Source organism: Sphingomonas sp. PvP018, from assembly GCF_017876865.1.
Taxonomy (GTDB): domain Bacteria; phylum Pseudomonadota; class Alphaproteobacteria; order Sphingomonadales; family Sphingomonadaceae; genus Sphingomonas; species Sphingomonas aerolata.
Map to the genome: position 1 here is coordinate 2108703 of NZ_JAGIOU010000001.1, position 13244 is coordinate 2121946.

The window sequence follows — 13244 nt, forward strand, 5'->3', positions numbered from 1 at the left end:
CCACCCCGGCGAAGGCCGGGGTCCAGTTGGGGAGGTTGCAGTAACCGGGTGCTGCGCTTCGTCAGCACCGTCCCCCAACTGGACCCCGGCCTTCGCCGGGGTGGTGGTGGTGGTGGTGCCCCCTACCCGTTCCCCCGCGGGGGCGGGGGTCCAGGGGGCATGATCGGCAGCTCTGCTTGAGTCCGGGTCCCCCGCCTTTGCGGGGGAACTTGACGACGCGCGTTCCGGTTTGGCGTTCCCTCGTTCGCCCGGCTGATCTACGAGACGGGGATGCGCTGGAAAATCTTATGATCCGCCTCGCCGTGTTCGATTGCGACGGGACGCTCGTCGACAGTCAGGCGAATATCTGCGTCGCGTGCGAGCGGGCGTTCGAGACGGCCGGGCTCGTCCCGCCGCCGCGCGCCGCGATTCGCCGGATCGTCGGGCTCAGCCTGGTCGAGGCGATGCAGATCCTGGTGCCGCAGGGCGACGAGGCGCTGCACCGCACGCTCGCCACCGACTACAAGGCCGCGTTCCATGCGATGCGGACGAGCGGCGAGCTGATCGAGGAGCCGCTGTTCGAGGGGATCGCCGACGTGCTGGCGACGCTTGCCGACGATGGCTGGATGCTGGGCGTCGCCACGGGCAAGTCGGACCGCGGGCTCGCGCATGTCCTTGCCGCGCACGGCATCGCCGACCGCTTCGTGACGCTGCAGACCGCGGACCGGCATCCGTCGAAGCCCGATCCGGCGATGCTGTTCGCGGCGATCAGGGAGGCGGGCGCGAGCCCCGCGACGACCGCGATGATCGGCGATACGAGCTATGACATGGCGATGGCACGCGCGGCAGGCGCGCGCGCGGTCGGTGTCACCTGGGGCTATCACGCGGTCGACGAGCTGGCGGAGGCCGGTGCGGACGTCGTCGCCGAGACGGTGCCGGCGCTGCGCCATCTGGTGACCGCGTCGTGACGGAGGCCGATCGCCTGGCGCAGCGGCGCTGGTTCGTGCTGGTCGGCGTGCGGCTTGCCGGCGTGGCGGGCGCGGTGCTCGGGCTGGTGCTGATCGCGCGCGCCTATAGCTGGGGGCCGAAGATCCTCGGCACCGCGATCGTGCTGTCGGCGATGGCGATGATCGCGATCGTGCCGCGCAGCCTGGCGCAGCGCTGGCGCACGCCCACCGAATGACCGGACAGGACGCATGAAGAGATTCTGGACAGACGTCGCGATCGATGCGGATCGCGTGGTGACGCTCGACGGCAAGCCGGTCCGCACCCCCGGGCGACGGCCGCTCGCGCTGCCGACCGATGCGCTGGCACAGGCGGTGGCGGAGGAATGGCGCAGCGTCGGCGAGACGATCGATCCGCGGACGATGCCGCTGACCGGCCTCGCCAATGCCGCGACCGATCCGATCGCGAACGATTCGGCACAGTTCGCGGCGCGGCTGGCGGCCTATGGCGAGAGCGACCTGCTCTGCTACCGCGCGGACGGCCCGCCGCCGCTGGTCGAGCGGCAGGCGGCACGCTGGGATCCGCTGCTCGACTGGGCGCGCGCGCGGTACGACATGACGTTCGCGGTGACGACGGGTGTGATGCATGTCGCACAGGCCCCCGCGACGATCGCGCGGCTGCACGAGGCGGTCGCGGCGCATGACGACTTCCACCTTGCCGGGCTGTCGCCGGTCGTCACGCTGACGGGGTCGCTGGTGATCGGGCTGGCGCTGGTCGAGGGAGAGATCGACGGCGATGCGGCGTGGGCGGCGGCGGGGATCGACGAGGACTGGTCGATCGAGATGTGGGGCGAGGACTGGCAGGCGGCGCAGCTGCGCGAGCTGAAGCGCCAGGAATTCGCGCGTGGCGTCGCGTTTCTGGGGATGCTGTAGGCTTTCGTTATCCTGGACCCGATCCAGGATGACGGGGGGTCAGCGCGTCAGGCGGCGGATGAAGCCGATCAGGCCGGTCTGGCGCGAGCGCTTGAGGCGTTCGGCGGCAAGGATCGTCTTCACGCCACGGATGCAGCTGTCGACGTCGTCATTGACCAGCACATAGTCATAGCCGTCCCAGTGGCTGACCTCGTTCGCGGCGCGCGACATGCGCGCGTCGATTACTTCGGTCGAGTCGGTGCCGCGGCTGGTGAGGCGGCGGTGGAGTTCCTCCATCGACGGCGGGAAGATGAAGACGCGGACGACGTCGCCGCCGGCGATCTGGAACAGCTGCTGCGCGCCCTGCCAGTCGATGTCGAACAGCACGTCCTTGCCGGCCGCCAGCATCTCCTCGACCTGCGCGCGCGGGGTGCCGTAGCGATGGTTGAAGACATGCGCCCACTCGAGGAACTCGTCCTTCGCGACCATGTCGCGAAAGCCCTCGAGATCGGTAAAATGATAGTCCTTGCCGTCGACTTCGCCCGGTCGCATCGCACGGGTCGTCACCGAGACCGACATCTCCAGCTCATGCTCGTCGGCGAGCAATCGGCGCGCGATCGTCGACTTGCCGGCGCCCGATGGCGAGGACAGGACGAACAGGACGCCGCGGCGACGGAAACCATGCGGGTCGGACGGAAGTGTGTGGGGCATGCGCGCCCTTGCCGCGGACTGCGCATGGGCGTCAACCCATGCACAGCCCGCGCGTGTCATTCTGGCGGCGGATCAGTAGCCCGACTTGCGTGCCCGGTTGCGGTCATACGCCTTCTTGGCAGCATAGCCGCCGCCGAGGATCATGCCGAGCGGCCCCATGCGACGCAGCACGCTCATCGCGACGACGCCCTTGACCGCGCCCGATGCGCCGCCCGACCCGTCACGACGGCCCATTTCGCGGCCAACCAATGCACTGATGATACGTCCGATCATGACTTAACCTCTCCGAAAACCTGGTCCTTGAGTTCCGCTGCACCGCGCAGCACCGCCCAGCCGATCGCGTAGGTCACGGCCAGCGGCACGACGATCTTGAGCACGTTGGCGGTGACCGCACCGATGATCGCGCCGTCCGCATTGCCGTCATCGCCGCTGAGCGAGTCGACGCCTGCGCCGATCAGCGCGCCTATGGTCGTTGCGCCCACGTAATTTCTCCTTCGCGTGTGGCGGGTTAGCGCGCGAACCGCGTTTGGGTTCCCCGCCTCACCACCATCCGTCATCCTGACGAAAGTCAGGACCCAGAGCCACGATCGTCTCGCTGAGTAATCCTGGATCCTGACTTTCGTCAGGATGACGGTGGGGGGGGGGTGTGCACACCACCCGTCATCCTGGACTTGATCCAGGATCCAGAGTTACGACGCGCACCGTTTATGGCTCTGGGTCCTGACTTTCGTCAGGATGACGGGGTGGGTCGGTTAGCGGCCGAGCATCGACTCGGGCCGCACGACCCGGTCGAAGGTTTCGGCATCGACCAGCCCGAGTGCGAGGCCGGCCTCTTTCAGCGTCAGCCCCTCGGCATGCGCGTGCTTGGCGATCTTCGCGGCAGCGTCATAGCCGATCTCGGGCGCGAGTGCGGTGACGAGCATCAGCGAGCGGTCGAGCAGGTCGGCGATGCGGTCGCGATTGGGTTCGATGCCGTCGACGCAGCGCTCCGCAAAGCCCTCCATCGCGGTCGCGAGCAGGTCGATCGAGCGGAGCACGTTCGCGCCGATCAGCGGCTTGAAGACGTTCAGTTCGAGATGCCCCTGCATCCCGCCGATGGTGGCCGCGACGTGATTGCCCATCACCTGGCCGGCGACCATCGTCAGCATCTCGCACTGGGTGGGGTTGACCTTGCCGGGCATGATCGAGCTGCCGGGCTCGTTCGCGGGCAGGTCGATCTCGCCGAAGCCGCAGCGCGGGCCACTGCCCAGCAGGCGGATGTCGTTGGCGATCTTGGTCAGCGCGACCGCGAGCGTGTTGAGCGTGCCCGACAGGTGGACGAGCGGGTCGTTCGAGGCGAGCGCCTCGAAGCTGTTCTCGGCGGGGATGAACGGATGGCCGGTCAGGTCGGAGACCGCCTTGCAGAAATCCTCGGCGAATCCCCTGGGCGCGTTGAGCCCGGTGCCGACCGCGGTGCCGCCCTGCGCGAGCCGGTTGGTGCCGTTGGTGACGCCCGGCTCGATCCGGCGGCCGCAGCGATAGACCTGATTGGCATAGGCGCCGAATTCCTGCCCGAGCGTCAGCGGGGTCGCGTCCTGCAGGTGCGTGCGGCCGATCTTGACGATGTCGTCCCAAGCGTCCGCCTTCGCCTGCAGCGCGGTCTTCAGCCGGTCGAGCGCGGGGAAGAGCCGGCGCGTCGCGGCGAGCGAGGCGGCGATGTGGAGCGCGGTCGGGAAGCTGTCGTTCGACGACTGGCTCATGTTGACATGGTCGTTGGGGTGGACGGGCGACTTGCCGCCGCGCGTGCCCGTGAGCAGCTCGTTGGCGCGGCCGGCGATGACCTCGTTGACGTTCATGTTCGACTGGGTGCCGCTGCCGGTCTGCCAGATGACGAGCGGGAACTGGTCGTCGAGCGTGCCGTCGATCACCTCCTGCGCGGCGGCGTCGATCGCGTCGGCGATTGTGGCGTCGAGGCCGTGCGCGCGGTTCACGCGCGCGGCGGCCTGTTTGACGAGCGCCAATGCGTGGACGATCTCGATCGGCATGCGTTCGCGGGTACCGAACGGGAAATTCTCGACCGATCGCTCGGTCTGCGCGCCCCAATAGGCCTGGGCGGGAACGTCGATCGGGCCGATCGAGTCGGTTTCTGTGCGGGTGTTGGTCATAGCCTACCTACGCCGTCATGCCGGGCTTGTTCCGGTATGGCTGCGTAGAGCAGAAGGCCGACATGGGAGTAAATCCCATGTCGTCGACCGCGCGGTGCGCGTCGGCCGGCCGTTCGCGTCGCTTTGCGACCGGCGATCAGCTTTGCCTGATCGCCTCGCTCCAGCTCACTTCTTCCGCTTGAAATCCACGGCGACGACGTTCGAGCCGTCTTCGATCGGCACCGCGGTCGGGCCGTCATTCTCGGCCGGGTCATGCTCGCCGAGCGACTCGTCTGCGCCTTCCTGCGCCTGGAAGCGCAGTTCGAAGCTGACTGCGGGATCCTGGAATGCGGTGATCGCCGAATAGGGGATGACCAGCTTCGACGGGACCTGGTTGAACGACAGACCGATCGAGAAGCGCTCGTCGTCGACGACGAGATCCCAGTAGCGGTTCTGCATGACGATCGTCATTTCGTCCGGGAAGCGTTCGATCAGCCGCTTGGGGATGTCGACGCCGGGCGCCTGCGTCTTGAAGGTGATGTAGAAATGATGCTCGCCGGGAAGCCCGCCGGCCTCCGACACGGAACCGAGCACGCGGCCGACGACGGCACGCAGGGCTTCTTGCACGATCTCGTCGTACGGAATCAGGCTATCGGGCAGTCCATCACTCATTCCCCTTGGGTAGCGGTATTCGGATGGCGGTCAAGATTGCATGCGTCGTGGCGCACGTTATGGGAGGTGGCATGCGCACCGCCACGATTTCCCGCTCCACCGCCGAGACGGCGATCGACGTCACCATCAACCTCGACGGGACCGGCGTTTACGACGTCGAGACCGGCGTCGGCTTCTTCGATCACATGCTCGAACAGCTCTCGCGCCATTCGCTGATCGACCTGCACGTCCGGACCAAAGGCGACCTGCATATCGACGAGCATCACACCGTCGAGGATACCGGCATCGCGATCGGCCAGGCGTTCGCGCAGGCGCTCGGCGACAAGCGGGGCATCACGCGCTACGGCGACGCGCTGTCGCCGATGGACGAGACTCTCACGCGGGTCGCGCTCGATATCTCCGGCCGTCCCTGGCTCGTCTGGAAGGACCTGTTCTCGCAGACGCGGCTGGGCGGCATGGACACCGAGATGTTCGAGCATTTCTTCCACAGCTTCGCGCAGGCCGCGGGTATCACGCTGCACGTCGAGACGCTGTACGGCACCAACAACCACCATATCGCCGAAGCCGCGTTCAAGGGCGTCGCGCGCGCGCTGCGCACCGCGATCGAGATCGACCCGCGCAAGGCCGACGCGATCCCGTCGACCAAGGGGATGCTGTGACGCTCGCGCTGATCGATTACGGCGCGGGGAACCTGCATTCGGTCGAGAACGCGCTGCGCACCGCGGGCTGCACCGACCTGATCGTCACCGCCGACGCGGACGTCGTCGCGAAGGCCGAGCGGATCGTGCTGCCCGGCGTCGGCGCGTATGGCGCATGCGCGGCGGCGTTGCGCGCGGTGCCGGGGATGGTCGAGGCCATGAACCGGCGCGTGCGCGACGAGGGTGCGCCGTTCCTTGGCATCTGCGTCGGCATGCAGCTGATGGCGGAGGCGGGCGAGGAGATGGGGACGCATGCCGGGCTCGGCTGGGTGCCGGGGCGCGTGCGACGGCTCGAGCCGGGGACGATGGAGGCGAAGGTGCCGCATATGGGCTGGAACGACGTCGTGCCGGCCACCGCGCATCCGCTGATCGCGCCGGGCGAGGCCTATTTCCTGCACAGCTTCGCGTTCGAAGGCGCCGACGTGCTTGCGACCACCGATCACGCCGGCCCCGTCACCGCGGCGATCGGCCGCGACACGATGATCGGCGTGCAATTTCACCCTGAGAAGAGCCAGCGCTACGGCCTGGCCTTGCTTGAACGTTTTCTGGAGTGGCGGCCGTGAGCCTTATCGTTTTCCCCGCGATCGACCTCAAGGCAGGGCAAGTCGTCCGCCTCGCCGAGGGCGATATGGACCGCGCGACCGTCTATGGTGACGATCCCGCGGCGCAGGCGATGCTGTTCGCAGATGCAGGTGCCGAGCATCTGCACGTCGTCGATCTCGACGGCGCGTTTGCTGGGGCTTCGGTCAATGGCGACGCGGTGCGCGCGATCGTTTCGCAGTTTCCGGGGCATGTGCAGCTGGGCGGCGGGATCCGCACGCGTGCCAATGTCGAGGGCTGGTTCGATCTGGGCGTGTCGCGGGTCGTGATCGGCACCGCGGCGCTCGAGGATCCCGACTTCGTGCGCGGCGTGGCGAAGGATTTCCCCGGCGGGATCGTCGTCGCGGTCGATGCGAAGGACGGCATGGTCGCGACCAAGGGCTGGGCCGACGTTTCGACCACCAGCGCGGTCGATCTCGCGCGGCGGTTCGAGGATGCGGGCGTGGCGTCGTTGCTGTTCACCGATGTGGGGCGCGACGGGATGCTCAAGGGCTGCAACGTCGAGGCGACGGTCGACCTGGCGCGGTCGGTCGACATTCCGGTGATCGCTAGCGGCGGGGTGAAGGGGATCGCCGAAATTCACGTGCTGGCGCTGCATGTCCGTGATGGCGTCGAGGGCGTTATCACGGGGCGGGCGTTGTACGACGGGCGGCTCGACCTTGCGGCGGCGTTGAGCGTGGCGAAGGCGGCATGAGGGGTCACGCGGAGACGCGGAGCCGCGGAGATAGTGGTTTCGCGCAGAGGCGCAGAGGACGCAGAGCCGACCGCGTCAGCGGTCCCTCCATCCTCGCAAGCGATGGAGTCCTACATGCTGCTGCAGGCACGCGCTTCTCTCTCTTCTCTGCGCCCTCTGCGCCTCTGCGCGAAATAGCCTTCTTAGCGGCTCCGCCGCGTCTCCGCGTCTCCGCGTCTCCGCGTGAACCACTTCTTCGAGACCCCGCATGACCGTCCGCGCGCGCGTGATCCCGTGTCTCGACGTCGCCGACGGCCGCGTCGTGAAGGGCGTGAACTTCGTCGAGCTGCGCGACGCGGGCGATCCGGTCGAGCAGGCGCGCGCCTATGACGCCGCCGGGGCGGACGAATTGTGCTTTCTCGATATCGGCGCGAGCCATGAGGGCCGGGGCACGATCCTCGACGTCGTGCGGCGGACCGCGGCGGTGTGCTTCATGCCGCTGACGGTCGGCGGCGGCGTGCGGACCGCGGACGATGCGCGCGCGCTGTTGCTGGCGGGCGCGGACAAGGTCGCGGTCAATTCCGCCGCGGTCGAGCGGCCCGAACTCGTCGCGGACATCGCCGAGCGCTTCGGCAGCCAGTGCTGCGTCGCGAGCGTCGATGCGCGGCGCTCGGGCGAAGGCTGGGAGGTGTTCACGCATGGCGGCCGGCGCGCGACCGGGATCGACGCGATCGCGCATGCGGTGAAGCTCGCCGACCTCGGCGCGGGCGAGCTGCTCGTCACCTCGATGGACCGCGACGGCACGCGTAGCGGCTACGACCTCGCGCTGATCCGCGCGATCGCGGACCGCGTTGCGGTGCCGGTCGTGGCGAGCGGCGGGGTCGGCGGGCTCGACGATCTGGTCGCCGGGATCCGCGACGGGCATGCCAGCGCGGTGCTCGCCGCATCGATCTTCCATTTCGGCCAGGCGTCGATCGGCGACGCGCATGCCGCGCTGGCGGCTGCGGGGATCCCGGTGCGGACCCCCTTGCGGTCGGCCTGACCGGCATGGCGACGCTGCCGCTGGTCGCGGTACAGTCGGGGCATAGCGGCGTGGTGCATCCGCGCACCGGCCCCGAAGCGTCCGACATCGCGCTGTTCGCGGTCGCCGCGATCGGCGTCTGGCTGGTCCGCCGCGCGCTGCGCAAGCGGTTCCTGAAGCGGCCGCCGCGCGCAAAGGATTGACCCGCCCGCGCGCCTGCGTCAGCACGCGCGGCATGGCAGACCCCGTTTTCGACCGCCTGGAGGCGACCATCCGCGCGCGCCGCGATTCGCCCGCCGACACCTCCTACACCGCCAGCCTGTTCGCGCGCGGCCGCCCCAAGATCGCGCAGAAGCTCGGCGAGGAAGCGGTCGAGACGGTGATCGCGGCCTGTTCGGGCGACGAGGCAAGCATCGTCCCCGAAGCCGCCGACCTGATGTTCCATCTCGCGGTGCTGCTGGCGGACGCCGGGCTGAGCCTCGACGATGTGCGGGCCGAGCTGGAGCGGCGCGAGGGTGTCGGCGGGTTGGTCGAGAAGGCCGCGCGGACCGGCTGACCCGCCAGCTCCTTCATTCCTGCGAAGGCGGGAATCCGGACTGGCTGGCCAAGCCGCGGGATCGCTGACGTCCGAGGATATGGATCCCCGCCTTCGCGGGGATGACGAAGGTTGGTAGGATGCCTGAAAAGGAGCCTGCCCCATGCCGATCGACGCCACCCAGCCCTATGACGACCAGAACATCTTCGCGAAGATCCTGCGCGGCGAGATCCCGTCGAGCCGCGTCTATGACGACGACTTCGCGATCGCGTTCCACGACATCAATCCGCAGGCGCCGACGCATCTGCTGGTGATCCCCAAGGGCGCCTATGTCTCATGGGACGATTTCTCCGCGCGTGCGGGCGATGCGGAGATCGCCGGGTTCATCCGCGCGGTTGGGACGGTCGCGCGCGCCGCGGGGCTGGTGGAGCCGGGCTATCGCCTGCTCGCGAACATCGGCAAGCACGGGCATCAGGAGGTGCCGCATCTGCACGTTCATGTCTTTGGCGGGCGTCCGCTTGGCCCGATGCTGGCCGGATAGCGCGGCTTTCCGCCACTAAAGGATTGCGCGTAATAAAATTGCCATTAGGCTTCCCGGCTTGAGCAAGGGGGCCAGTGAACCGGCCCTCACAACCCCCGGGGGGAACCGAATTGATTTTTGGTCGCGTTAAGTCACTGGACGCCATTCTGGCGACGGCGGAGAAGAAATCGCTCCACCGATCGCTGGGCGCGTTCCAGCTAACCATGCTCGGCATCGGTTGCGTGATCGGCACGGGTATCTTCGTGCTGACCTCCGCCGCCGCGCAGAAGGCCGGGCCGGGCATGATCCTGAGCTTCGTCGTCGCCGGCGCGGTCTGCGTCGTCGCCGCGCTCTGCTATGCCGAGATCGCGGCGATGGCCCCGGTCGCGGGCTCCGCCTACACCTACACCTATTCGGTCATGGGCGAGCTGCTCGCCTGGACGGTCGGATGGGCGCTGATCCTCGAATATGCGGTGGCCGCGAGCGCCGTATCGGTCGGCTGGTCCGGCTATTTCGCGGGCTCGATATTGCACGAGACGTTCGGGATAACACTCCCGACCTGGCTGTCGCACGGGCCGTACATGCCGGGCGGGTTCATCAACCTGCCCGCGGTCGTCATCTCGCTGCTGATCACCTGGCTGCTGATGATCGGCACGACCGAGAGCGCGCGCGTCAATGCGGTGCTGGTGACGATCAAGGTCGTCGCGCTGACCGCGTTCGTAGCGCTGACGCTGCCCAAGACGCATGGCAGCAATTTCGAGCCGTTCCTCCCCACCGGCATCCTCGGCAGCAACGGGCTGGGCGTGGTCGGCGCGGCGGCGACGATCTTCTTCGCCTATGTCGGCTTCGACGCGGTCTCGACCGCGGCCGAGGAGACCAAGGATCCGCAGCGCAACGTGCCGATCGGGCTGATCGCCTCGCTCGGCATCTGCACCGTGTTCTACATGCTGGTCGCAGCGGGCGCGATCGGCACGATCGGCGGGCAGCCGCTGTTCGGCGCCGATGGCGTGCCGTTCACCACCGGGTCGGCCGAGCTCGCCCGCGCCTGTCTGATCCCCGCCAACGCGCAGGCGCTGGTCTGCTCGAACGAGGCGCTGGCGCATGTCCTGCGTCAGGTCGGCTATGCCAATGTCGGCAACTGGATGGGCTATGCCGCCGGTCTCGCGCTGCCGTCGGTGATCCTGATCCTGATGTTCGGCCAGACGCGCATCTTCTTCGTGATGAGCCGCGACGGCCTGCTGCCCGAAGTGCTGAGCCGCGTGCATCCGAAGTGGAAGACGCCGCACATCGTCACCGCGATCACCGGCGTGTTCGTCGCGTTCGCCGCCGCGTTCCTGCCGGTCGGGCAGCTCGCGGACATCGCCAATGCGGGCACGCTCTACGCGTTCATGATGGTCGCGATCGCGCTGCTGATCCTGCGCAAGCGCGAGCCGAACCGGCACCGTCCGTTCCGCACGCCGGCGGCCTGGATCGTCGCGCCGCTGACGATCGTCGGCTGCATCGGGCTGTACTTCTCGCTTCCCTATGAGGCGATGGCGGTGCTGCCGATCTGGGGCGCGGTCGGCCTCGTGATCTATTTCCTCTATGGCTACCGCAAGAGCTATCTCGGGCGCGGCATGGCCGATGGCGGCGAGCCGATCGACATGGCGCCCCCGGGCAGCCACTGAGACGGAACGCAGCAAAAAGGGCCGCGGGAGGAAACTCCCGCGGCCCTTTTTTTGTGCCTAGTTCCAAAGGCGTCATCCCCGCGAAGCCGGGGATCCATATCCTCCAGCGGTTGCGGGTCTATCGCGCGGCCGGCCAGTATGGGTTCCCGCCTGCGCGGGAATGACGGTTCGGTTCGTCAGCCGATATGCTTGGCGGCGAGTGCCTTGAGGTCGACCATCGGGCGGGCGCCGACATGGCTGATGATCTCGGCTGCGCAGACCGCGCCGAGCTTGAGCGAGGCGTGGAGGTCGTGGCCCTGCGCCTGGCCGTGGAGGAAGCCCGCCGCGAACAGGTCGCCCGCGCCGGTCGTGTCGACGACCTTGGCGATCGGCTCGGCCTTCACTTCGGCGCGCGTGCCGTTCTGGATCGCGCAGGCGCCATGCTCGCCGCGGGTGACGACCAGGGTCGGGACCTGCGCCGAGATCTTCGCGACTGCCGCGTCGAAATCCTCGGTCTCGGCAAGCGCCGCGAGTTCGCTCTCATTGGCGAACAAGATGTCGATCAGGCCGTCCGACAGCAGCTGGCGGAAATCGCCGCCGTGGCGCGAGATGCAGAACACGTCGCTGAGCGTGAAGGCGACCTTGCGCCCCGCACCGCGTGCGCAATCGATCGCGGCGCGCATCGCGGCGCGCGGCTCTTCGGGATCCCAGAGATAGCCCTCGAGATACAGGATCGCGCTGTCGGCGATCATCGCGGTGTCGATCGCCGCGGCGGGCAGATACTGGCCTGCGCCGAGGAAGGTGTTCATCGTCCGCTGGCCATCGGGCGTCACGAAGATCAGGCAGCGGCCGGTGGTCGGGTCGCCGGCGCGGACCGGGGTCGCGAACTCGATGCCGATGCTGCGGACGTCATGCGCGAAGACCTGGCCGAGCTGGTCGTCGGCGACCTGGCCGATGAAACCGCACTTGCCGCCGAGCGCAGCGACGCCGGCGACGGTGTTGGCGGCCGACCCGCCCGAGATTTCCATGCCCGGCCCCATCTTGGCGTAGAGCGCATCGGCTTCTTCCGACGAGAACATCAGCTGCATCGAGCCCTTGGCGACACCGATCTCGGCGATGAAGGCGTCGTCGGCGGTGCTCAGAATGTCGACGATGGCATTGCCGATCGCGACGACGTCATAGGTAGGCGTGCTCAAGGGGAGGTCTCCGGACCGAACGGGAAAAGCTCGCCGTAATTCGCGCAGGCGGCAGGCGCAACCGCTGCGGCGCCGGGTGCCCGGACCGTGGACGTCAGCGCAGATAAGCGACGAGGCTGAGCCCGGCGACCTTGCCGAACACCGAATAGCTCGCCTCGAGCATCGTCTTGCGCTGCATCAGGTCCATCGAGATCTGGCCGTAATCCGCATCCTCATTGTCCGAGACGATCTTCTCGAGCAGCGCGGCACGGTCGGCCGCGCGCGCGCCGAGCGTCTCGATCTGCGCCTGGCGGAGGCCGTTGGCGGCGTTGAGGCCGCGGACCTGCGGCAAGGCGGCGTCGAGCTGCGCGATCGCGGTCTTGAGCGCCGCGGCCTGGCCTGCGCTGGGGCTGGCGCCGATCGGCCCGGCCTCGGCCAGCGTCCGGAACGCGGCGAGCACGCCGTCGCCGAGCTCGCTCGCGGTGACGCCGTAGGTCAGCGTCGCGCCGCCGCCGATCGACGCTGAGGCGCGGACGTCGTCATTGCCGAATGCAGCCTGCGTCGTCGTGCCCGCGGTCTCGGCGAGCGTCGCGGGCTTGAACGGGATCGCGTCGCCCTGCGCACCGGCGAACAGCGGCTCGCTGCCGTCGGTCGCGTTGAGCGCGGAGCGGAACTGGCTGAAGGCGCTTTCGATCGCGCTGCCGAGCGCGGGCGTCGCGCCGGTGCCGACCGCGGTCATCAGCTGTGTCCGGAGATCGCCGGCGATCGTGTCGATCGCGGTGATATTGGCCTCGTACAGCGACAAGGTCGTGCCGAGCCGGGTCGTCGCCGCACTCTGCGCCGCCTGCATCGACAGCGCACTGCGCGCCGACAAAGTGCGGACCGCGGCGCTGCCGAGATCGGCGAGGTCCTTCGCCTTCTTGCCCGAATTGAGCTGCAGCTGCGTCTGCGCGAGCCGCTGCTGCGCCTTCTGGACCGCGTCGGTCAGCGTCCGCTGGAGCGGGATGGTGGCGATGCGGGTCATCGATGCTGGTC

General features: G+C 68.4%; 18 protein-coding genes. 11 read left to right on the forward strand and 7 right to left on the reverse strand.

What is annotated here, in order from left to right; all coding sequences use genetic code 11:
• The first annotated feature begins 287 nt into the window (after positions 1-287).
• The 3 genes from J3A66_RS09200 to J3A66_RS09210 are packed head-to-tail and all read left to right on the forward strand — an operon-like array spanning position 288 to position 1856.
• Positions 288-947, forward strand: a complete 660-nt coding sequence (locus J3A66_RS09200; RefSeq protein ID WP_209568409.1) for an HAD-IA family hydrolase — start codon at positions 288-290, stop codon at positions 945-947.
• Positions 944-1162, forward strand: coding sequence for a hypothetical protein (locus J3A66_RS09205; protein ID WP_037532554.1), 219 nt, complete (start codon positions 944-946; stop codon positions 1160-1162). The genes J3A66_RS09200 and J3A66_RS09205 overlap by 4 nt, the downstream gene beginning before the upstream one ends.
• A gap of 13 nt (positions 1163-1175) precedes the next feature.
• Positions 1176-1856, forward strand: coding sequence for an ATP12 family protein (locus tag J3A66_RS09210; protein ID WP_209568411.1), 681 nt, complete (start codon positions 1176-1178; stop codon positions 1854-1856).
• A 39-nt stretch (positions 1857-1895) separates the two neighbouring features.
• Here J3A66_RS09210 and gmk read toward each other — a convergent pair whose 3' ends face one another.
• The 5 genes from gmk to J3A66_RS09235 all read right to left on the reverse strand — a co-directional run bounded on the left by gmk (position 1896) and on the right by J3A66_RS09235 (position 5341).
• The gene (gene gmk / locus J3A66_RS09215; protein ID WP_031394372.1) at positions 1896-2546 is read right to left on the reverse strand and encodes a guanylate kinase; all 651 of its coding nucleotides are present in this window, start codon (positions 2544-2546) and stop codon (positions 1896-1898) included.
• 72 nt (positions 2547-2618) lie between these two features.
• On the reverse strand, positions 2619-2819 hold the full coding sequence (locus J3A66_RS09220; RefSeq protein WP_031394373.1) for a hypothetical protein: 201 nt from the start codon (positions 2817-2819) through the stop codon (positions 2619-2621).
• Positions 2816-3028, reverse strand: a complete 213-nt coding sequence (locus J3A66_RS09225) for a hypothetical protein (RefSeq protein WP_209568413.1) — start codon at positions 3026-3028, stop codon at positions 2816-2818. The genes J3A66_RS09220 and J3A66_RS09225 overlap by 4 nt, the downstream gene beginning before the upstream one ends.
• A 270-nt stretch (positions 3029-3298) precedes the next feature.
• Entirely contained in the window at positions 3299-4690 is a 1392-nt protein-coding gene (gene fumC / locus J3A66_RS09230) for a class II fumarate hydratase (RefSeq protein ID WP_209568415.1), read from the reverse strand.
• Between the two features lie 165 nt (positions 4691-4855).
• On the reverse strand, positions 4856-5341 hold the full coding sequence (locus tag J3A66_RS09235; RefSeq protein WP_031394376.1) for a ClpXP protease specificity-enhancing factor SspB: 486 nt from the start codon (positions 5339-5341) through the stop codon (positions 4856-4858).
• Between the two features lie 71 nt (positions 5342-5412).
• On the opposite strand from J3A66_RS09235, the gene hisB reads away from it, so the two are divergent.
• From hisB to J3A66_RS09275, 8 genes are all read left to right on the forward strand, one after another.
• Positions 5413-6000, forward strand: coding sequence for an imidazoleglycerol-phosphate dehydratase HisB (hisB, locus tag J3A66_RS09240; protein ID WP_056408839.1), 588 nt, complete (start codon positions 5413-5415; stop codon positions 5998-6000).
• The gene (gene hisH / locus J3A66_RS09245; protein ID WP_209568417.1) at positions 5997-6602 is read left to right on the forward strand and encodes an imidazole glycerol phosphate synthase subunit HisH; all 606 of its coding nucleotides are present in this window, start codon (positions 5997-5999) and stop codon (positions 6600-6602) included. The genes hisB and hisH overlap by 4 nt, the downstream gene beginning before the upstream one ends.
• Entirely contained in the window at positions 6599-7333 is a 735-nt protein-coding gene (hisA, locus tag J3A66_RS09250) for a 1-(5-phosphoribosyl)-5-[(5-phosphoribosylamino)methylideneamino]imidazole-4-carboxamide isomerase (RefSeq protein ID WP_056680627.1), read from the forward strand. The genes hisH and hisA overlap by 4 nt, the downstream gene beginning before the upstream one ends.
• 247 nt (positions 7334-7580) lie before the next feature.
• Positions 7581-8354 carry an imidazole glycerol phosphate synthase subunit HisF gene (gene hisF / locus J3A66_RS09255; RefSeq protein WP_107931518.1) on the forward strand — a complete coding sequence of 258 codons (774 nt, stop codon included), beginning with the start codon at positions 7581-7583 and terminating at the stop codon, positions 8352-8354.
• A 5-nt stretch (positions 8355-8359) separates the two neighbouring features.
• Entirely contained in the window at positions 8360-8536 is a 177-nt protein-coding gene (locus J3A66_RS09260; protein WP_166747134.1) for a hypothetical protein, read from the forward strand.
• A 32-nt stretch (positions 8537-8568) separates the two neighbouring features.
• Positions 8569-8889, forward strand: coding sequence for a phosphoribosyl-ATP diphosphatase (locus J3A66_RS09265; protein ID WP_031394257.1), 321 nt, complete (start codon positions 8569-8571; stop codon positions 8887-8889).
• Positions 8890-9031: 142 nt separating this feature from the next.
• Entirely contained in the window at positions 9032-9409 is a 378-nt protein-coding gene (locus J3A66_RS09270; protein WP_209568419.1) for a histidine triad nucleotide-binding protein, read from the forward strand.
• A 110-nt stretch (positions 9410-9519) separates the two neighbouring features.
• Positions 9520-11055: an amino acid permease gene (locus tag J3A66_RS09275; RefSeq protein WP_056408830.1), complete on the forward strand. Its 1536-nt coding sequence runs from the start codon at positions 9520-9522 to the stop codon at positions 11053-11055.
• 176 nt (positions 11056-11231) lie between these two features.
• On the opposite strand, the gene J3A66_RS09280 is transcribed toward J3A66_RS09275, so the two are convergent.
• Complete coding sequence (locus J3A66_RS09280; protein ID WP_209568421.1) at positions 11232-12230, reverse strand: adenosine kinase; 999 nt, start codon at positions 12228-12230, stop codon at positions 11232-11234.
• A gap of 94 nt (positions 12231-12324) precedes the next feature.
• Positions 12325-13233: a flagellin gene (locus J3A66_RS09285; RefSeq protein ID WP_107045111.1), complete on the reverse strand. Its 909-nt coding sequence runs from the start codon at positions 13231-13233 to the stop codon at positions 12325-12327.
• Positions 13234-13244 lie beyond the last annotated feature (11 nt).

Coding starts and splice junctions, on each gene's coding strand:
- J3A66_RS09220 (WP_031394373.1), bottom strand. CDS start 2,819: ATGATCGGACGTATCATCAGTGCATTGGTTGGCCGCGAAATGGGCCGT.
- J3A66_RS09260 (WP_166747134.1), top strand. CDS start 8,360: ATGGCGACGCTGCCGCTGGTCGCGGTACAGTCGGGGCATAGCGGCGTG.
- J3A66_RS09265 (WP_031394257.1), top strand. CDS start 8,569: ATGGCAGACCCCGTTTTCGACCGCCTGGAGGCGACCATCCGCGCGCGC.
- J3A66_RS09210 (WP_209568411.1), top strand. CDS start 1,176: ATGAAGAGATTCTGGACAGACGTCGCGATCGATGCGGATCGCGTGGTG.
- hisF (WP_107931518.1), top strand. CDS start 7,581: ATGACCGTCCGCGCGCGCGTGATCCCGTGTCTCGACGTCGCCGACGGC.
- J3A66_RS09200 (WP_209568409.1), top strand. CDS start 288: ATGATCCGCCTCGCCGTGTTCGATTGCGACGGGACGCTCGTCGACAGT.
- J3A66_RS09235 (WP_031394376.1), bottom strand. CDS start 5,341: ATGAGTGATGGACTGCCCGATAGCCTGATTCCGTACGACGAGATCGTG.
- fumC (WP_209568415.1), bottom strand. CDS start 4,690: ATGACCAACACCCGCACAGAAACCGACTCGATCGGCCCGATCGACGTT.
- hisB (WP_056408839.1), top strand. CDS start 5,413: ATGCGCACCGCCACGATTTCCCGCTCCACCGCCGAGACGGCGATCGAC.
- J3A66_RS09270 (WP_209568419.1), top strand. CDS start 9,032: ATGCCGATCGACGCCACCCAGCCCTATGACGACCAGAACATCTTCGCG.
- gmk (WP_031394372.1), bottom strand. CDS start 2,546: ATGCCCCACACACTTCCGTCCGACCCGCATGGTTTCCGTCGCCGCGGC.
- J3A66_RS09285 (WP_107045111.1), bottom strand. CDS start 13,233: ATGACCCGCATCGCCACCATCCCGCTCCAGCGGACGCTGACCGACGCG.